The 18,798-nt window shown below is 65.5% G+C and carries 21 protein-coding genes; 15 read left to right on the forward strand and 6 right to left on the reverse strand.

Going from position 1 to position 18,798, the window contains the following annotated elements:
* Positions 1-51 precede the first annotated feature (51 nt).
* Positions 52-552 carry a transcription elongation factor GreB gene (gene greB, locus ACYVD7_RS09595; protein ID WP_460762218.1) on the forward strand — a complete coding sequence of 167 codons (501 nt, stop codon included), beginning with the start codon at positions 52-54 and terminating at the stop codon, positions 550-552.
* A 385-nt stretch (positions 553-937) separates the two neighbouring features.
* Here greB and ACYVD7_RS09600 read toward each other — a convergent pair whose 3' ends face one another.
* Positions 938-1,318 carry a low affinity iron permease family protein gene (locus ACYVD7_RS09600; protein ID WP_460762672.1) on the reverse strand — a complete coding sequence of 127 codons (381 nt, stop codon included), beginning with the start codon at positions 1,316-1,318 and terminating at the stop codon, positions 938-940.
* Positions 1,319-1,529: 211 nt separating this feature from the next.
* Between ACYVD7_RS09600 and ACYVD7_RS09605 the strand changes: the two genes are divergently transcribed.
* Positions 1,530-1,955 (forward strand): hypothetical protein, encoded by a 426-nt coding sequence (locus ACYVD7_RS09605; protein WP_460762221.1) that lies wholly within the window; start codon positions 1,530-1,532, stop codon positions 1,953-1,955.
* A gap of 171 nt (positions 1,956-2,126) precedes the next feature.
* Here the strand turns inward: ACYVD7_RS09605 and ACYVD7_RS09610 are convergent, their stop codons facing one another.
* Positions 2,127-2,789, reverse strand: coding sequence for a hypothetical protein (locus ACYVD7_RS09610; RefSeq protein WP_460762224.1), 663 nt, complete (start codon positions 2,787-2,789; stop codon positions 2,127-2,129).
* A gap of 98 nt (positions 2,790-2,887) precedes the next feature.
* Complete coding sequence (gene rimO, locus ACYVD7_RS09615; RefSeq protein WP_460762227.1) at positions 2,888-4,246, reverse strand: 30S ribosomal protein S12 methylthiotransferase RimO; 1,359 nt, start codon at positions 4,244-4,246, stop codon at positions 2,888-2,890.
* Positions 4,247-4,402: 156 nt separating this feature from the next.
* On the opposite strand from rimO, the gene ACYVD7_RS09620 reads away from it, so the two are divergent.
* The 10 genes from ACYVD7_RS09620 to ACYVD7_RS09665 are packed head-to-tail and all read left to right on the forward strand — an operon-like array spanning position 4,403 to position 10,810.
* Complete coding sequence (locus ACYVD7_RS09620; RefSeq protein WP_460762229.1) at positions 4,403-5,071, forward strand: dienelactone hydrolase family protein; 669 nt, start codon at positions 4,403-4,405, stop codon at positions 5,069-5,071.
* Positions 5,068-5,520 (forward strand): HIT family protein, encoded by a 453-nt coding sequence (locus tag ACYVD7_RS09625; RefSeq protein WP_460762232.1) that lies wholly within the window; start codon positions 5,068-5,070, stop codon positions 5,518-5,520. Before ACYVD7_RS09620 ends, ACYVD7_RS09625 begins: the two co-directional genes overlap by 4 nt.
* Positions 5,517-6,206: a 5-oxoprolinase subunit PxpB gene (gene pxpB / locus ACYVD7_RS09630; RefSeq protein WP_460762235.1), complete on the forward strand. Its 690-nt coding sequence runs from the start codon at positions 5,517-5,519 to the stop codon at positions 6,204-6,206. The genes ACYVD7_RS09625 and pxpB overlap by 4 nt, the downstream gene beginning before the upstream one ends.
* Complete coding sequence (locus ACYVD7_RS09635; RefSeq protein WP_460762237.1) at positions 6,203-7,198, forward strand: 5-oxoprolinase subunit C family protein; 996 nt, start codon at positions 6,203-6,205, stop codon at positions 7,196-7,198. The genes pxpB and ACYVD7_RS09635 overlap by 4 nt, the downstream gene beginning before the upstream one ends.
* On the forward strand, positions 7,195-7,359 hold the full coding sequence (locus ACYVD7_RS09640; protein WP_460762240.1) for a LiaI-LiaF-like domain-containing protein: 165 nt from the start codon (positions 7,195-7,197) through the stop codon (positions 7,357-7,359). The genes ACYVD7_RS09635 and ACYVD7_RS09640 overlap by 4 nt, the downstream gene beginning before the upstream one ends.
* 15 nt (positions 7,360-7,374) lie before the next feature.
* On the forward strand, positions 7,375-8,124 hold the full coding sequence (locus ACYVD7_RS09645; protein ID WP_460762242.1) for a LamB/YcsF family protein: 750 nt from the start codon (positions 7,375-7,377) through the stop codon (positions 8,122-8,124).
* Entirely contained in the window at positions 8,121-8,819 is a 699-nt protein-coding gene (locus tag ACYVD7_RS09650) for a DUF969 domain-containing protein (protein WP_460762245.1), read from the forward strand. Before ACYVD7_RS09645 ends, ACYVD7_RS09650 begins: the two co-directional genes overlap by 4 nt.
* Positions 8,816-9,784 carry a DUF979 domain-containing protein gene (locus tag ACYVD7_RS09655; protein WP_460762248.1) on the forward strand — a complete coding sequence of 323 codons (969 nt, stop codon included), beginning with the start codon at positions 8,816-8,818 and terminating at the stop codon, positions 9,782-9,784. Before ACYVD7_RS09650 ends, ACYVD7_RS09655 begins: the two co-directional genes overlap by 4 nt.
* A 48-nt stretch (positions 9,785-9,832) precedes the next feature.
* Positions 9,833-10,492, forward strand: a complete 660-nt coding sequence (gene pcp / locus ACYVD7_RS09660; protein WP_460762251.1) for a pyroglutamyl-peptidase I — start codon at positions 9,833-9,835, stop codon at positions 10,490-10,492.
* 21 nt (positions 10,493-10,513) lie between these two features.
* A complete protein-coding gene (locus ACYVD7_RS09665) occupies positions 10,514-10,810 on the forward strand; it encodes a hypothetical protein (protein WP_460762254.1) in 297 nt (98 codons plus the stop codon).
* 179 nt (positions 10,811-10,989) lie between these two features.
* Here ACYVD7_RS09665 and dcd read toward each other — a convergent pair whose 3' ends face one another.
* Positions 10,990-11,559, reverse strand: a complete 570-nt coding sequence (gene dcd / locus ACYVD7_RS09670) for a dCTP deaminase (RefSeq protein ID WP_460762258.1) — start codon at positions 11,557-11,559, stop codon at positions 10,990-10,992.
* Between the two features lie 91 nt (positions 11,560-11,650).
* Positions 11,651-12,718 (reverse strand): iron-sulfur cluster carrier protein ApbC, encoded by a 1,068-nt coding sequence (gene apbC / locus ACYVD7_RS09675; RefSeq protein ID WP_460762260.1) that lies wholly within the window; start codon positions 12,716-12,718, stop codon positions 11,651-11,653.
* Between the two features lie 242 nt (positions 12,719-12,960).
* On the opposite strand from apbC, the gene ACYVD7_RS09680 reads away from it, so the two are divergent.
* Entirely contained in the window at positions 12,961-15,870 is a 2,910-nt protein-coding gene (locus ACYVD7_RS09680) for a TonB-dependent receptor plug domain-containing protein (protein ID WP_460762263.1), read from the forward strand.
* Between the two features lie 119 nt (positions 15,871-15,989).
* Here ACYVD7_RS09680 and ACYVD7_RS09685 read toward each other — a convergent pair whose 3' ends face one another.
* The gene (locus ACYVD7_RS09685) at positions 15,990-17,579 is read right to left on the reverse strand and encodes a tetratricopeptide repeat-containing sulfotransferase family protein (protein WP_460762266.1); all 1,590 of its coding nucleotides are present in this window, start codon (positions 17,577-17,579) and stop codon (positions 15,990-15,992) included.
* A 182-nt stretch (positions 17,580-17,761) separates the two neighbouring features.
* Between ACYVD7_RS09685 and ACYVD7_RS09690 the strand changes: the two genes are divergently transcribed.
* Positions 17,762-18,202 carry a DUF2147 domain-containing protein gene (locus ACYVD7_RS09690; RefSeq protein ID WP_460762269.1) on the forward strand — a complete coding sequence of 147 codons (441 nt, stop codon included), beginning with the start codon at positions 17,762-17,764 and terminating at the stop codon, positions 18,200-18,202.
* A 102-nt stretch (positions 18,203-18,304) separates the two neighbouring features.
* Positions 18,305-18,739, forward strand: a complete 435-nt coding sequence (locus ACYVD7_RS09695) for a DUF2147 domain-containing protein (RefSeq protein WP_460762675.1) — start codon at positions 18,305-18,307, stop codon at positions 18,737-18,739.
* Positions 18,740-18,798: the final 59 nt, after the last annotated feature.

The following is an 18,798-nucleotide window of genomic DNA, read 5'->3' on the forward strand; positions in this document are numbered from 1 at the left end:
GGCGGCCCGCCAGAATGGGCCGCCTTCCTTGTTTGGGCTGTCGGAGCAGAAATGGGACGTTGGCGTCCACCGGGCGAAAAAAGCACCGCGCTGATCACGCGCGAAGGGCATGCACGACTCAAGGCCGAGCTGGACGAACTGTGGCGCCTGAAGCGCCCGGAAGTGGTGAAGGCGCTCGCTGCCGCAGCGGCCGAAGGCGACCGCTCGGAGAATGCCGAGTACACCTATCGCAAGAAACAGCTGGGCGAGATAGACCGTCGTGTGCGGTATCTGTCCAAGCGGCTGGAAGTACTGCGCGTGGTGGCCGACGCCCCCACCGACCGCGAGGCGGTCTTCTTCGGCGCGCAGGTTGACGTGGAGAACGTCGACAGCGGCGACGTCAGCCGCTACCGAATCGTCGGCCCCGACGAGACCGACGCGAAACTGGGCTACATCAGCATCGATTCGCCCTTGGCGCGCGCCATGCTGAAGAAGCGGCTGGACGACGAGTTCGAAGCCCAGTTGCCAGGCGGACTGCAGCGGTTCGTGATCATCGAAGTCGCATATTCCTGACGCTTTGACGACGGCCGAGATGCTCTCCACGGTCTCGGCAGATGTGCAGCCGCATCACAGGAGGACCCGGCAGCATCTCGCGGGTACCTGCAAAGGTCTGGGGAAGGCCGGCAACCATCTGGCGAGAGGCTGGCGATGTCTCGGCAGATGCCCAGCGCCATCTCGAGAGAGGCTGGAAGTATCTCGGGAGGGGGCTGCCACATCTCGCATAGGGGCGGCCGCATCTGGGCAGATGCCAAAGAGCATCTCGTCAGATGCCAGACGTGTCTCGTGAGACGTCAGCAACCTCTCGCGAGACCTCAGCAGTACCTCGCCAGACACTTCCGAGTGTCTTCGCAGATGCTGACGAGGATCCGGGACAGCCAGCCTGTGCCCTAACCCGACGCTATTCTTTTTCCCCACGATTGCGCGCCTGCGTCGCCATGTCTTCGTAGCGCTGCCGCAGCTGGTCGAGCTCGCCCTCCTCCCGCTCCTCCAGGTCCAGCAGCCGGTTGTGCGCGCCGCGGGTGGCACGTATCAACTCGTCGAGCTTGATGTGCATCGCCTCGGTATCGCGGTTCTGCGTGCACTGGATCAGGAACACCATCAGGAAGGTGACGACGGTGGTTCCGGTGTTGATCACCAGCTGCCACGTATCGCTGAAGCCGAAGAACGGACCGGTAACGGCCCAGGCCAGCACCACACCCAGCGCCACCCCGAACGACAGCGGCCGGCCCGTGAATCTGGCCGCAATCCTGGCCAGATGCGTGAATCCATTGCCCTGCATGACAAACCTCGCACGACCGGGAGACATGGCCAGTATGCGCGGGCGGCTGTTCCGTGGCCGTCCGGTGTCGATCCGTCCGTTCATCCGGCTGCGGAAGCGACCCGATGGCGTTGCCCGGCCTTCCGCAGACTCGACCAGGGAGTTCCGCCGGCACTCCCCGGCCGGCCGTCGCGCCGGCACACCGGGCCCCCGCCCGTAGAGGAGTTTCGCCATGTCCCGCTCCCGTCCCGTGCTTTCCCTGATCGCTCCCCTGGTGCTCGCGTTGGCGGCCTGGGCGCCCCCGGCCAGCAGCCAGGAATCCGGCACCGTTGTCGTGTCGATCTACCGCGTCGCCCCAGGCAAGCACCTGGAATTCCTGCGCTGGCTGGCTGCCCGCGACGCTGCAGGCAGCGAAGCCGGCATAGCCGCGCCGCAGTTGTACGCGCACATGGACGGCGACAGCTGGGATTTCGTCAACATTGCGCCAGACACCAGCGACGCGCAGGACGACAAAGTCGAAGCCATCATGAAGAAAAAAGGGATGACCACCGGTTTCGCTGCGGCGCTGGAGTTCCGCACGATGATCGCGTCGCACACGGACACCTACGCGCGCGGGCCAACGACGGCCGCCGCACTCGTGGAACTGGCTGGCAAGTAATCCACTGCAACGCCATCGGCAGGAGCCCGGATCGCGCTTCTGCAGGTTCTTGCAGTGCAAGCCGATTGCGAAGGAAACCGCTGGCAACTGTCGTTCGAGCGTAGTGAGAAATCCAAGTCGTTCTTTTGGAGATTCCTCACTACGTTCGGACTTCGATTTGTTCTGACGTTCCTAGTTGCGGTCTTCGCCCTCGGGCACGATCTCGGCGTCGATCAGGTCGTCGGGATTGGGCGTGTCGGACATGAAGACCTTTTCCGACTTGTGCACCGTCTTCTGCTCGGGCCGGTAGCGATACGCGCCGTCGCCCTGGCCGCTTTCGTCCAGATCGCCCTGCTGGACGATGTGCGCGCCGTTGAGCAGGTTCCAGCTGAGCTTGATGCTGCCGTGGCTGTTGGTGCGGCTGTAGCGTTCGGTGTCGAGGCCGATCAGGCGCATGCGGTCCTCGGATGCATCGAAACGGAACCGGTAGGTCGTCTGCGTCGCGGTGGTGCCGCCGGTCAGGTCTTCCAGCATCAGGACGCCCTTCTTGGCCGACAGGCTGCCGGAGCCGAGCGGGCTGAGCTCGAGCGCGAGGGAGTCGATGGGCGACAGCACTTCGTATGCCTTCTGGCCGGGTGCGGCATCGACCTGAAAGCGCCCCAGCACGGTGCACACGCGCGTTTCCTCACCGGTCGCGATGAAGATGGCTTCGGGCCGTCCGTCGCCAGTGAGATCGGCATCCAGGCGCGATTCGACCGCCATGCCATCGGGCACGAATTCAGCGATATCGGCGTTGTTGCCGGCAAGGACCGTCCCGCTGGCGCACAACAACAACGTACAGGCGACAAGCCGCATGGCCGCTCCGGAAGGTGGGAACCCTGCGGAGCTTAGGGACTATGCAGACCCGGGAAAAGCCGTCGGCGCGAGGACCCGCGTCGCCTGCCGCCGTGCGATCAGTCGTCGAACGGCACTTCGCCGTACAGGTCGTGCTCGTCGCTGCCCATGATCTCGACGTCGACGAATTCACCCGGCTTCAGGCCGGCCTCGAAGCCGTTCTGGATCTGCACCAGGCCATCGATCTCCGGCGCGTCGGCCATGGAGCGTGCGATCGCCAGTTCGCCATCGATCGCATCGACCAGGCAGCGCTGGATCGTGCCGACCTTCGCTTCGAGCTTCGCGGTGGAGATCTCCGCCTGGCGCTCCATGAAGCGCGCGAGGCGCTCCTGCTTCACTTCTTCCGGCACCGGATCGGGCAGGCCATTGGCCGCGGCGCCTTCGACCGGCGAATACGCGAATGCGCCAACACGATCGAGCTGCGCTTCGTCGAGGAAATCCAGCAGCTCCTCGAACTCCGCTTCGGTCTCGCCGGGGAAGCCGACGATGAAGGTCGAGCGGATGGTGATGTCCGGACAGATCTCGCGCCACTTGTGGATGCGCTCGCGCACCTTGTCGACGGCACCCGGGCGCTTCATGAGCTTGAGCACGCGCGGGCTGGCGTGCTGGAACGGGATGTCGAGGTACGGGAGCAATTTCCCCTCTGCCATCAACGGAATGATCTCGTCGACGTGCGGATACGGATACACGTAATGCAGGCGCGTCCACATGCCCAGCTCCGACAGGCCTTCGCACAGCGCCTTCATCCGCGTCTGGTACTGCTTGCCGCGCCATTCGCGCTCGGCGTACTTCACGTCGACGCCGTAGGCCGAGGTGTCCTGCGAAATCACCAGCAGTTCCTTCACCCCGCCCATCGCGAGCTTTTCGGCTTCGCGCAGCACCTGGTCGACCGGGCGCGATACCAGGTCGCCGCGCATCGACGGGATGATGCAGAAGCTGCAGCGGTGGTTGCAGCCTTCGGAAATCTTCAGGTACGCGTAGTGTTTTGGCGTGAGCTTGATGCCGATGTCGCCCGTATCGATCTCGACCGGCCGACGCGGCACCAGATTGATGAAGGGATCGTGCTTCGGCGGCAGCGCCTTGTGCACGGCTTCCATCACGCTGGCGTAGTCCTGCGGACCGCTGATCGACAGCACGCCCGGGTGCGCTTCGCGGATGATCTCCTCGCGCTTGCCCAGGCAGCCGGTGACGATGACCTTGCCATTCTCCGCCAGCGCTTCGCCGATCGCGTCGAGCGATTCCGCCACCGCCGAATCGATGAAGCCACAGGTGTTGACCACGACGACATCGGCATCGTCGTAGGTCGGCACCAGGTCGTAGCCCTCGACCTTCAGCTGGGTGAGGATGCGTTCGGAATCGACCAGCGCCTTCGGGCAACCGAGACTGACGAAACCGACCTTGGGATTGGCAAGGGTCATTGACTAAAACTTCAAGGGAAACAGTCAATTATAGCGCGGCCACCGCCACAGGACCGGAGGCTTGCGGTCGGCGGTCGGCAAGGCGTTAAGTAACCATCTCCCCCGGCCCGCCCTACGCAGGCGGCCGCCCCGCAAGCCCCGCCCGAGCCCGCCCGCATGAGCCGATGGATCGATCTGGAAACCCCTCACGGCCCCGTCCGCGCCTGGTGGACTGAGCCCTCGGGGCCTTCGCGCGGCGCCGTGGTGGTGTTGCAGGAGATATTCGGGGTCAACGGACACATCCGCGCCGTGGCCGAGCGCTTCGCCGCCGCCGGGTTCGTGGCGTTGGCGCCTGCGCTGTTCGACCCGGTCGAGACCGGCATCGAACTGGGCTACACCGAAGCGGATGCGCAGCGCGGTGTCGACCTGCGCAACCGCCTCGGCTTCGACCGCGCGGTGGACATCGTCGCGGCGGCGGACACGCTGCTGGAGTCCGAGGGCCTGCGCACCGCCGTGGTCGGCTTCTGCTGGGGCGGCAGCGTCGCCTTCCTCGCCAACACCCGCCTGGGGCTGCCTTCGGTCAGCTATTACGGTGCCCGCAGCGTGCCGTTCCTGGATGAAGCCGCCCGCGCGCCGCTGATGTTCCACTTCGGCACACGCGACCGGAGCATTCCGCCGACGGATATCGAACTGCATCGCACCAGGCAGCCGACCGCGAAGGTCTTCGTCTACGACGACGCCGACCACGCATTCAACCGCGACGTGGACAACACGCATTACCATGCCCCCAGCGCGGCATTGGCGTGGCAGCGCACCATCGATTTCCTCGCGGAGAACCTGCGATGAACAAGGCTCCCGGAACCGGTTCCCCGGGGAACCGGCAATCGAACAACGACTGGCACCTGCATCCACAGCTGGCGGAAGACACCCATCCGGTCACGCACTTCAAGCTGTGCGACGTGCAGCTGATGGACGACGCCAACCATCCCTGGCTGATCCTGGTGCCGCGGGTGCCCGACGCGGTGGAATGGATCGACCTGGACGCCGACCAGCAGGGCGAGCTCACGCGCGAGATCAGCACGGTGAGCCGCGCGCTGCAGGTTGTGTTCAAGCCGCAGAAGCTCAACGTCGCCGCGCTCGGCAACGTGGTGCCGCAGCTGCACATCCACGTGATCGCGCGCTTCGACGACGACATCGCGTGGCCGCGACCGGTGTGGGGCACCGCCACGGCGCAGCCGTATTCGCCCGAAGAACTGGTGAAGCGCATCGAGCGCCTGCGCGCGGCGCTGGCGTGATTGCCGTCAGCGGTACGGAAACGATCGAGGCCATCGCGGACGACGCCTGGCTGCTGCAGCTTGGCGATCGCATCGACCCGCTCGTGAATGCACGCGTGCATGCGCTTGCGGCGCGTGTCCGTGCACGGGCGCCAACGTGGCTGCGCGACCTGGTTCCGGCTTATGCGAGCCTCGGGGTTTTCTTCGATCCGGCGATCGCGTCGGCGGCTGACGTCCGCGAATGGCTGGCTTCGCAGCTGGACATCGCCACGCGCGAAGACACGGTCGAACGCACGATTGAACCCACGGCGCGCGTCGTCGAGATCCCGGTGATCTACGGTGGTGAACATGGACCCGATCTGGAACCGTCCGCGGCCGAACTGGGCCTATCTGCGGAGGAACTCGTGGCTCGCCACGTCGCTGGCAATTACACCGTTGCGATGATCGGCTTCGCGCCTGGATTTCCTTACCTGCTGGGACTGGATCCCGAACTCGCGCTACCGCGCCTCGCATCGCCGCGCACGCACGTGCCGGCCGGCAGCGTAGGCATCGGCGGTGCGCAGACCGGCATCTATCCCAACGAGAGTCCGGGCGGCTGGCGCCTGATCGGGCGCACGCCACTCGCGCTGTTCGATCCGACCCGTGAATCTCCCGCGCTGTTGACGCCCGGCGACTGCGTTCGATTCGTGCCCCTGCCTGCACGATGACGACGCATCCCGCGCTCCAACAGCCGACACCGGGCATGGACGTCCTCGCGCCCGGCCTGCTCACCACCGTGCAGGACCTTGGCCGCCACGGCTGGCGCCACGTCGGCGTCGCCGGTGGCGGTGTGCTGGATGCGGGCAATGCGGCGCTGGCCAACTGGCTCGTGGGCAACGACAAGGGGGCAGCGCTGCTGGAGCTGACCCTGCAGGGGCCGACGCTAGGGTTCGACAGACCCGCGCGTATCGCGTTGACCGGCGCCAACGTGTCCGCCAGCTTCACCGCGGCGTCCGGGGGTGATTTCGTGGTGCACAAGGGGCGGCCGGTCGACCTTCCCGCAGGCACGTTGCGACTGGGCGCCGTGCACGGTGGCGCGCGCGCGTGGCTGGCGTTGGCGGGCGGGATCGACGTGCCAGCGGTACTCGGCAGCCGCAGCACCGACCTGCGCGGCGGATTCGGCGGTTGGCAAGGGCGCGCATTGCGCGCCGGTGATCGCGTGCCGTTGATCGCCCGGGCAATCGAGTGCACGCAGCCACGCATGCCAGGCTGGTGGTTCGATCCGAGCGAAGGCGCCGCCAATGCGCCGATCCACTACGTCCCGTCGGCGCATCCTGCCGCACTGAAACTGGCGCAACAGGCCTGGCAGGCGAGCGCCCGCAGCAACCGCCAGGGCGTACGCCTGGAAGGCACCGCGCTGCACGTCGATGCCGAGGAGCAGATCTCCGCCGCCGTCGCACCCGGCACCATTCAACTGCCGCCAGGCGGCCTGCCTATCGTGCTGCTCGCCGATGCGCAGACCGTCGGCGGGTATCCGCGCCTGGGCCATGTGATCAGCGCGGACCTGCACCGGCTGGCACAGTTGCGGCCTGGCGAGACGGTGCGCTTCGAATCCTGCGATGCACGAACCGCGACGCAGCTGGCTTGCGCTGCACGCGCACGACTGGCCAGAATCGCCGTGATGATCCATCACCATCTCAACAGGGGAAACCGGGAATGAAGGGAAATGTCGTCGCCGCACTCGTGCTGATCGTGGTCGGCACGTTGTTCCTGCTGAACAACCTGGGCTACACCAGCCTCAGCCTGGGCCGATTGATCAGCACGTGGTGGCCGGCAATCCTGGTCGTCGTCGGGTTGAGCCTGTTGTTCAGCCGCAAGTAGCGCTCCACCTTCGCCATGCGCATCGACTTCAACTGCGACCTGGGCGAAGGCTGCGGTGACGATGCCGCGATCATCCCGCTGATCACCTCTGCCAGCATCGCCTGCGGCGGCCACGCGGGCGACGTGGACACGATGCGCGCGACGTTGCGCCTGTGCCGCCAGCACGGCGTCGCGGCCGGCGCGCATCCTTCGTATGCCGATCGCGAACACTTCGGCCGGATCGACATGCGGCTTTCCCCGGTGCAGGTCGCTTTGCTGGTTCGCGAACAGCTGGAGCGCCTGGCCATGGTCGCCTACGAGGAAGGCGTGCGACTGGCGCACGTGAAGCCGCACGGCGCGTTGTACAACGTGGCGGCCCGCGATCGCGCGGTCGCCGACGCGATTGCCACGGCGGTAGCGGAATTCGATCCGCAACTGATCCTGTTCGGCTTGTCGGGTTCGCAATTGACCCGTGCTGGAGAAGCAGCCGGCCTGCGCGTCGCGCATGAGGTCTTCGCCGAACGCCGCTATGAAGCCGACGGCACACTGACGCCGCGCGCGCACGATGACGCCGTCATCGAAGGCCTCGATGCTGCACTGGAGCAGGTCCGCCGATTCGTCCGCGAAGGCACCGTGATCACGCGCACCGGCGAGCGCATCGCCCGACGCGCCGACACGCTTTGCCTGCACGGCGACCGCGCCGATGCGACCGCGTTCGCCCGCGCCATCCGCGATGCATTGACTGCGGGTGGCGTGCGCATCCTTCCCATGGGAGCAGACGAATGAGTTACTGGCCCCTGCTGGGCGTCGCCGCGGTGGTGATCGGTTTCGTCCTGCGGATGAATCCCGCGCTGGTGGTGGTGATCGCCGCCTTCGTCACCGGCCTGTCAGCCAAGCTGTCGCCGCTGGACGTGCTCGACGTGATCGGCACTGCCTTCACCGAGAAGCGCTACCTGCTGGTGTTCCTGCTGACGCTGCCGGTGATCGGCCTGCTGGAACGCCATGGCCTGAAGGAACACGCGCAGGCATGGATCGCGAAACTGCGCGGCGCCACGATGGGCCGCCTGCTGATCGCCTACCTGGCGATGCGCCAGCTCGCTTCCGCAGTCGGGCTGACCGGACTGGGCGGACATCCGCAAGCCGTGCGACCGCTGCTCGCACCGATGGCCGAAGGTGCGGCGGAGGCCGCCGCCGAGGCGGGCGGACGACCGCTGGACGACGACGAGCGCCAGCGCATCCGCGCCATGTGCGCGGCCACCGACAACGTCGGCCTGTTCTTCGGCGAAGACGTCTTCATCGCGTTCGGCGCCGTGTTGCTGATTCAGGCGTTCTATGCCGAACACGGCATCACACTCGAACCCATCCAGATCGCGCTGTGGGGAATTCCGACGGCGCTGTGCGCGTTCGCCATCCATGCGTTGCGCGTGCGTCGCTTCGAAAAACGGTTATTTGGTCGTCGCTCCGGAGCCCCCGACGCATGATCACGCTGACCGGGGTTTACTGGCTGCTGGGCGTGTACTTCGGTGCGACGGCTTGGCGAGGCTGGCGCGACCTGGGCAACCCGCGCCGCCACACCACCGCGCTGTTCTGGGGGCTGCTGGCGTTGCTGTTGTTCGCGGCTGACCGCATGCCGGCGAAGCTGGTGGGCGTTGTCGTCGTGGTGCTGGCACTGCTGGCGGGATTCGGCGGCCTGCGCATGGGTCGCTACCAAGAGAGCAGCGCACGCGAGAAGCACGACGAGGCCACGCGCCTGGGCAATCGCCTGTTCGGCCCTGCCCTGCTGATACCACTGGCGACGCTTGCCCTTGCGGTCAAGGCGTTCGGCTTCTCGCTCGCGGAACTGCCGATCGGCGGCGTCACGCTGCTGGATGCGAAACAGACGACCGTGATCGCACTCGCGGTCGCATGCGTCATCGCGCTGCTTGCGGCGTGCCGGCTGACCCGGCAGTCGCCCTGGAGCGCGGTGGAGCAGTCGCGTCGGTTGATCGATGCCATCGGCTGGGCCGCCCTGCTGCCGCTGCTGCTGGCAACGCTGGGGAGTGTGTTCGAGGCCGGTGGCGTGGGACAGGCCGTGGCGGGCGTCGTGCGCGCCGTCATTCCGGTGGAGAACGCATTCGTCGTCGTGGCCGCCTACGCGGTAGGCATGGCGCTGTTCACCATCGTCATGGGCAATGCCTTCGCGGCGTTCCCGGTGATGACGGCCGGCGTCGCGCTCCCGCTGCTGGTGCAGGTACACGGTGCCGAACCTGGTGCGTTGGCGGCGATCGGCATGCTCTCGGGTTACTGCGGCACGCTGATGACGCCGATGGCGGCCAACTTCAACCTGGTGCCCGCCGCGCTGCTGGAACTCAAGGACCCCTACGGCGTGATCCGCGCACAGTGGCCTACCGGCGCGTTGCTGCTGGCCTGCAACGTGGTGCTGATGTACGTGATCGTGTTCCGGTAATCCCTCCATCCGGCGGCGATTCATGTACCGCCAATGCACAATGCCGGCATGTCGAAGTCGTCCGTCCCGCCCACCGTACTGCTGACCGGCTTCGCCCCATTCGGTGGCGAGGCCGTCAACCCGAGCTGGGGAGCCGTGAAGGCCCTGCGCAACACCCGGATCCACGGCCATCGCGTCGTCGTGCGCGAATTACCCGTGGAATTCGACGAATCCCTGAAGCAGTTGCGCGCAGCGATCAGCGAATCCCGGCCCGCGCTGGTGCTCTGCGTGGGTCAGGCGGGCGGACGCGCATCGATCAGCCTCGAACGCATCGCGATCAACGTGGACGACGCGCGGATTCCCGACAACGCTGGCGCACGGCCCATCGATGTTCCCGTCGTCGCCGACGGCCCCGCGGCGTACTTCAGCGACCTGCCGATCAAGGCGATGCTCGTGGCGCTGCACGCTGCGGAAATTCCTGCAGAGATTTCACAGACCGCAGGCACGTATGTCTGCAACCATGTCTTCTACGGCCTGATGCACGCGTTGCGCACGCGCAGGGCGCGCGGTGGCTTCATCCACATTCCCTACTCGCCCGAACAGGCAGCGCACCATCCCGGCGCGCCTTCCCTGCCGGTCGAAACCGTCAGCGACGCCCTGCGCATCGCCCTGAAGGTTGCGCTGGCCACTACCAGCGACACCCGGCTCGCTGCCGGCGCCGAACACTGAAATCCTCACCGGAGTTCCACCATGCGCAATCTTTCATTCGCCGCTTTCTTCGCATTCGCCGCATTGGCCATGCCGGCGCACGCCTCGCTGTTCGAGAAGAAGCCCGCAGTCGCCGCCGAGGAAGCCGCGGCGCAGAACCTGCCCGCCGTGACCATCTGGGTGGACGCCAGCTGGGGATTCCGCAACCAAGGCGCCGCCAACAACCTGACGAAGTCGCATTCCGCCTTTGCCAGCAAGGGCTACAAAGTGGTCGACGTGGCGCCGTACATCGAGAACGGCGACCTGCAGGGATTCTTCGTCACCTACCAGAAGCCGTAAGGCGGGTCTCGACCCGCCCGCAATCCCCATCGGCGCTCGGGACTGGCGTCGAAAGCGACTTGATCCCGAGCCAGCACACCTCTTTCCCACCGAGTGCTCGGACGGCGGGTCAAGACCCGCCCTACAAGCAAAACCCGCCGTGCGGCGGTCTGTGCTGTGGTGAAAAAATGCCAACGCGCTCAGGTGCGCGGCAGCGTGACGCCGGTCTGGCCCTGGTACTTGCCGCCGCGATCGCGGTACGAGGTTTCGCAGACTTCATCGGATTGGAAGAACAGCATCTGCGCCACGCCTTCGTTGGCGTAGATGCGCGCCGGCAGCGGCGTGGTGTTGCTGAATTCCAGCGTCACGTGGCCTTCCCATTCCGGTTCCAGCGGCGTGACGTTGACGATGATGCCGCAGCGCGCGTACGTGCTCTTGCCCAGGCACACCACCAGCGTGTCGCGCGGGATGCGGAAATACTCGACCGTGCGTGCCAGCGCGAACGAATTGGGCGGGATGATGCAGACGTCGGCTTCGATGTCGACGAAGCTGCCGCTGTCGAAGTGCTTGGGATCGACGATCGTCGAGTTGATGTTGGTGAACACCTTGAACTCGCGCGAGCAGCGCACGTCGTAGCCGTAGCTGGAGGTGCCATAGCTGACGATGCGGTGGCCGTCGGCGGCCGTCTTGACCTGGCCGGGCTCGAACGGCTCGATCATGCCCTGTTGCTCGGCCATGCGACGGATCCAGCGGTCGGACTTGATGCTCATGCGGCGGGGCGTTCCGGTGTCTGGAGGAAGGCGCGATTCTAGCGGCTCCGACCTGCGTGTCGTTAGCGCAGCAGGCCTGGAAAATCCAGCTTCAGCCGAGCAGTGACACCGCCAGAGGGCGCGCAACATGGGGTCGCCGGGCAAGTTCAACCGCCAACCGGCGCGCGGTGAGCCTGAAAGCCTGCGCGGCCGCGGATTCGGGCGCGGCGATCACGATCGGTGACCCGGCGTCGCCCTGTTCGCGAATGCCGATCTCCAGCGGCAGGCTCCCCAGCAACGGCACGTTGTACTGCGCCGCCATGCGTTGGCCACCACCTTCGCCGAAAACGTGCTCGGCGTGACCGCAGTTCGAGCACACATGCACCGCCATGTTCTCGACCAGGCCCAGCACCGGGACCTCGACTTTCTCGAACATCTTCAAGGCCTTGCGCGCATCGAGCGTCGCGACGTCCTGCGGCGTGGTGACGACGACCGCGCCGGCTACGGGAATCTTCTGCGCCATGGTTAGCTGGATGTCGCCGGTACCGGGCGGCAGGTCCAGGACCAGGTAATCGAGGTCGCCCCAGCGGGTTTCGGTCAGCAGCTGCGTCAGCGCGGAGGTAGCCATCGGGCCGCGCCAGATCATCGGCGTGTCCTGGTCGACCAGCAGGCCGATCGACATCGCTTCCACGCCATGGGCACGCATGGGTTCAATGGTCTTGCCGTCCGGGCTGTCCGGTCGGCCGGAGAGGCCCAACATCAGCGGGACGCTCGGGCCGTAGATGTCGGCGTCGAGGACACCGACCCGGGCGCCGTCCGCCGCCAACGCCAACGCCAGGTTCACCGCCACCGTGGATTTGCCGACGCCGCCCTTGCCCGAACCGACGGCAATGATGTTGCGCACGTTGGGCAGCGGGGAGAGCTTCTCCTGCACCGCGTGGCTGGCAATCCGCTGGTTGAGGGCGAGCGAAGCCAGCGACGACCCGGTTTCACCGGCAATGCGGGCTGCCTCGACGCGCAGCCATGGCTCGAGCCATGCCACCGGCAGGCCCAGCGTGACCTCGATCGCCAACCGGCCGTCGGCCTCGGCGACCCGGATCTTGGCCCCGGCTTCGCCGAGCGTGAGCCCGAGATCAGGGAGGATCAGATCGGCAAGGCGGGACTGGAAGGAGTCGTTCAAGGGGAAGGCCTGTGGCGCGCGGCAGGTTTGCCGCTCTGCAACATGTTACGGCGGCCCGCCCGTCCCGTCGCCCGGGAAATCCGGGCTGGCGGACTGTGCTGGATCTGGCATCTCAGTTTTTTGCTATTGCAGAATGACTTCCGCGTTAAACCCATGTTAATTTCGGGATGTTGGTTACAAATCCAACCGCCAAGGCTGGCACTCCAAAGCAATGCCTATCTATTGATCCAAGGGGAAAAACGATGGCACTTCGCAACACCAATCGCCTGCAGCGCAGCAGGCTGACGGCGGCGCTGATGAGCGCCCTGCTCCTGTCCGCGAATGCGGCGATGGCGCAGGACGCCCAGACCGCTGACCAGAACACCGGCACCAACAAGAAGGCGACCGATCTCGACAAGGTCGTGGTCACGGGTTCGCTGATCCCGCAGACGACGCTCGAAACCTTCAAGCCGGTCACGGTCATTTCCGCGGAAGACCTCCGGTCCCGTGGCTTCAACAACGTCCAGGAAGCACTCTCGCAGAGCTCCATGGCCACCGGTGGCGTGCAGGGCAACCAATCGTCGGCGTCCTTCACCCAGGGCGCGGAAACCAACAGCCTGTTCGGCCTGCCGGTTGGTTACACCAAGTACCTGATTGACGGCCGCCCGATGGCCAACTACCCGGCGCTGTACAACGGCACCGACACGTTCAACAACATCAGCGGCATCCCGGTCGAACTGGTCGAGCGCATCGAAATCCTGCCGGGCGGCCAGTCCTCGCTGTACGGCTCGGACGCCATCGCCGGCGTCGTCAACGTCATCCTCAAGAAGAAGATGGATGGTGGCGTCATCACCGGCCGCGTGGGCGGCTACCACGAAGGTGGCGGCAGCAGCCGTCGCATCAGCATCGCCGACAGCTTCAGTGCGTTCGACGACCGTCTGAACATCCTGGCCGGCATCCAGCACGATGACCGCGACCCGATCTGGGGTTACCAGCGCGACCTGACCAAGCAGTTCAACCAGCACCCGCTGGACAACCCGGCCAGCTCGACCGACGGCGTGCCGGTCGCCAGCCGCGACTGGCTGGTCTTCAGCCCGTTCACCAGCTACAACTTCCTTGACCCGGCCAACTGCGCCAACGTCGCCTCGGCCTTCGGTGGCACCACCACGGTGCAGACCCGTCCCGCGCGTCCGGCGCCGTACTGCGGCTCGATGTTCACCCCGGGCTACCGCACCCTGCGCAACGGCAAGGAATCGACCCAGGTCTATACGCACGCCACGTTCGACATCAACGACAACACCCAGCTGTACGGCGACGTGCTGTACAACAAGGAACGCGTCGACTACCACATCGGCTCGGGCTTCACCTGGTGGGGCAGCAGCGTCAAGTGGGGCTACTTCTACGACCCGAACCTGGACGACTTCTTCCAGCTGCAGCGCGCCTTCGCGCCTGAAGACATGGCCGGCGGCTGGCAGCAGTCGATGAATCATGACAACAGCAAGTCGTACGCGGTCACCCTCGGCGTCAACGGCACGTTCGGCGACTCGAACTGGGATTACGACCTGGGCTTCACCCGCACCGAGTACAAGCTGACCGAAAACAGCTGGGCACGCCTGGCCGACCCGATCAACGACTGGTTCGAAACGAACATCATGGGCCCGGCGCAGACCGATGCGAACGGCGATCCGCTCCTGGATCCGTACTTCGGCGCCTATCAGGTCTACACCCCGGATTACGCCGCGTTCTACCAGCTGTTGCCGGCCGGTGCGTTCGAGAGCTTCACCACGACCACGCACTCGCACAGCAAGACCTACGACAACATGCTCCGTGGTCTGATCACCAACGGTTCGCTGTTCTCGCTGCCGGGCGGTGACGCCGGCCTCGCGATCGCGCTCGAAGGCGGCAAGCAGGGCTGGGAATACAATCCTGATGCACTGCTGGTCCCGGATCCGGTCACGCTGCAGTCGCAGATCTGGGGCACCACCTCGGTGAGCGGCGCCGGTGAGCGTACCCGCTACGCCGTGACCGGCGAAATGCGCCTGCCGGTGTGGGAACCGCTGACCATCTCGGTCTCCGGCCGCTATGACTCCTTCCATGCTGGCGGCCGCACGCTCGACAAGCCGACCTACAGCCTGGGCCTGGAGTTCCGCCCGATCGAAAGCCTGCTGTTCCGCGGCAAGTACGGCACGGCCTTCCGCGCCCCGACGCTGTCCGACATGTTCCAGGGTGTCAGCGGCTTCTACAGCAGCGTCCGCGACGACCTGCGCTGCAGCATCGCCGGTTTCGACCCGGATGAAGCGGGCTGCCCGAACAACCTCGAAGCAGCGCAGTACTTCGGCACCCAGGTCGGCAACCCGGACCTGAAGCCGATCAACGCCGACGTGTGGAACTTTGGCGTGGTGTGGGCTCCGAGTTCGAAGTTCTCGGTTGGCGTCGACTACTACAACTGGAAGATCGACGACGAGACCCAGCTGCAGAGCGCCTCCCGCCTGATGCGCGACGAGTACGACTGCACCTCGGTGGCCAACGGTGGCTCGGGCACGCTGGATCCGACCTCCGGCACCTGCCAGGCGGCGTTCGCCGCCATTGATCGCAACCTGCAGGGCGCGCTGCAATCGATCGCGCTGACCAAGATCAACATCGCCCATCGCGAAGTTGAAGCCGTCACCGTGGATCTGCACTGGAGCCAGAGCCTGGGTTCGCTGGGTGACCTGCACCTGAACGGTTCGTGGACCCGCAACCTGAAGCACGAGCAGGTGACCTTCCCGGGCGACGCACCCCTCAACCTGGTGTACGACGAGTACCAGACCACCGATCCCAGGTACAAGGCCAACGCCTCGCTGTCCTGGAACAAGGATGCCTGGACCGCGACGATCTACGCCAACTACCTGAGCGGTACCGGCAACAACGTTGCGTTCACCACCGCGTCCCTGTCGGCGTATGGCCGCGGCGATGTGGGTTCGTACACCACGTTCAACACGAGCGTGAACTGGGAAGCGACGCCGGACCTGGGGCTGTCGTTCCTGGTGACCAACGTTGGCAACCGCATGCCCGACATGGATCAGCACTCCTACACCGGCCTGAGCGGCCAGCCGTATAACGACAACAACTACGACGTGTACGGTCGTGCGTACTTCCTCGAAGCCCGTTACCGCTTTGGCAACAAGGAATAACTGCTTCTGGTGGTGATGTAACCAAAAGCCCCGCCTCACGGCGGGGCTTTTTTATGTACGCCTTGCGGACAGTAATGCCGCCCCGGCACGACGACTGCATCGCCCGCCTGGCTCGGCGCTTATCGCTCGACGTCGATACCCGCAGACTCCAGCAGCACGCGCAATCCGGCAAGCTGGCTTTCGTACTGTTTCCAACGTTGCAACGCGCTGCGATAGATCGGTTCGCGCACCTGCACCGCACTGGCTGTGCTGACCGGCGCCTGGTTCTGCTCGAAGCGCAGGCAGTCCTCATCCCACGGAAGACCACAGAATTCGAGCAGACGTCGCGTGCTCGCTTCCTGCGCGTCGACGATGGTTTCGTAGTCGATCTCGAGGATCCGTCCGGGCAGGACGCGCTGCCAATGCGCCATCAGCCGATCGAACATCACGTAGTAGCGGCCGGTGTCGAGCAGGTCGAAGGAATAGTCGTAGTGCGGGGAGGCCTGTGCGAACAACTGACGGAAGTTGCTCAGGCAGCTATCCAACGGATTGCGGCGCAGGCAGACGATCTTCGCATTGGGTAGCGCCTGCGCGATGTGGCCGGCGAAGAGGAAGTTGTGTGGAAGCTTGTCGATGAACCGCGGCGTGTGCCCAGTCCCCGGGCGCGTGCTGGCGATATAGGCCCGCCCCACGCGATCCCAGTCGAGCCCCGCCGCGCGCGCGATCGTGTCCGGATCAAGCAGGTCCGGTGTGCGACTACCGGATGCACGCTTCAGGATGACGCCGAAATTCTGCAATTCGCCCGCGGAATGTACCTGCGGATGGCTGGACAGGATGCGCTCGACCAGCGTCGTTCCCGTGCGAGGCAGGCCGATTACAAAGATCGGTTCTTCGCTGGAATGCCCGGCACCCGCCGCGACGGGATTCGCAAAGACCTGCTGCAGGGCGTCGAACATCGCGGCATCACGATCACTCGCATAGCCGGTTCTGCGGCCCGCCGACTTGCCCACGACGAGGTGGTCGAAGGACTGTTCGCGCTGGCCAAGGTCTTCGAGCTCCTTCGACAAGGCGAGGTGCAGGTACATCTGCGCGGTTGTATCGCCGGGATACTGCTGGACCAGGGACTCCAGCCGCCGGACATGGTTGTTGTCCTGTTCCTGCCTACGCAGCTGCGCCAACCCCAGGTGGGCCTTCCAGTAGCGGGGATCGCGCGCCAGGCATTCCTCGTACTCCTGCTCCGCCGCAGCCAGGTCGCCGCTGAACGTGAGCGATGTGGCGAGGTTGAACCTGAAACTGGGCACGTCCGGCAACATCACGGCGGCGCGCCGGAACATCTGCGCTGCTTTTTCGTGGGCGTTGGCTTGCGAATAAACCACGCCCAGCGTGTCGAAGGTCAAGGGATCCGCGGGGCCCAGGTTGACCGCAACATCCGCCGCTTCCACGGCCTCGCGGAACAGGCTGGCCGACGCCAGCGCTCTGGCCCACTGGGCCGCGTAATCAGCCCGGTTCGGATTGAGCGTGACGGCCGCCTTCAGGTGTTGCAGCGCCATCGGCATCTGCTTCAACTGCATCGCGGCAACGCCGGCCACGAAGTGCACCCCGGCGTGATCGGATTTGATAGGCACCAGCTGCCGCGCCAGGGTCAATGCCCGCGGCCAGTCGCTGCGATTGAGGGCTTCGACGGCCTGGTGGTAGAGCTGCGCGGGATCGATCGGAGTGGTCGAATTCATCCTCCTATCGTATCCCGCAGGACAAGCGTTCCCCTCGCGGCACCAGCTGAACCGATGGAGGTGCACACGAGGACTGACCGCCCCGGCTTCAGCCGCCGTACGGCTCCGGATGCGGTATAAAAGACCCCGACCGCGCCCCGATGGCGTGGACATGCTCAACCAGGTCCGGAGGGGGACTAACGATGCGTATCAAACTGCTTGCCCTGTTGCTTGCCCTGCCCCTGCTCGCCTCCACGGCGGCTGCCTTCCAGAATTCCGGTTCGCCGGCCGGGCGCTGGAAGACTTACGACGAAGATACCGGCAAGCCGCGCCTGATCGTCGACATCTACCTGGCCAAGAACGGCAGCTACGCCGCCAAGGTCGTGGAAACGCTGTTCGCGCCCAACGCCAACTGCACGGCCTGCACCGGCGCCAACAAGGACAAGCCGATCAAGGACATGGTGATCCTGTGGAACCTCAAGCCCGATGGCGAGAATGAGTTCTCGGGTGGCACAGTGCTCAAGCTGAGCAACGGCAAGACCTACAAGTCGAAGGCCGAGCTGATCGACGGCGGCAAGAAGTTCGAAGTGGCCGGCTGCATTGGCTTCATCTGCAAGCACCAGACCTGGACCCGCGAGAACTGATCGCTGGCATCCGAACAGGAACGTTGCCCCAACAAACGGCCCGCCTTTCGGGCCGTTTGTCTTGAGGGGCCCCGAAGCACCAGACCGGAACCTCCCATGCTCCTGAAGCGCACCCTGACCGTACTGCTGTTGACCCTGCCGGCGATCGCACTAGCGCAGCAACCATCATCGCCCGCCGGCCGCTGGCGCACGATCGACGATGCCACCGGCAAGACCAAGTCCGTCGTCGAGGTCTACCTGGCGCGCGATGGCGGCTATTCCGGCAAGGTCGTGGAGATCCTCGACACGAAGGACGGCCCCAATCCGTTGTGCGACAAGTGCTCCGGCGGCAACCACAACAAGCCGATCAAGGGCATGGTGATCTTGTGGGGGCTCAAGCCCGCGAGCCACGGCTGGGGAGGTGGCACGGTCCTGGATCCGGAGAAAGGCAAGACCTACAGGTCGAAACTCGAACTGCGCGACGGCGGAAGCAAGCTCGGCGTGTCGGGTTGCATCGCCTTCATCTGCCGCTCGCAGGAATGGCAGCGCGAGCTCTGAGCGACACGGCGCGCCGCGCCCACGCCGACGAGCCGAGCCCGGGGCTACGGCGGCAGGCA

The sequence above is a fragment of the Lysobacter fragariae genome, assembly GCF_054779775.1.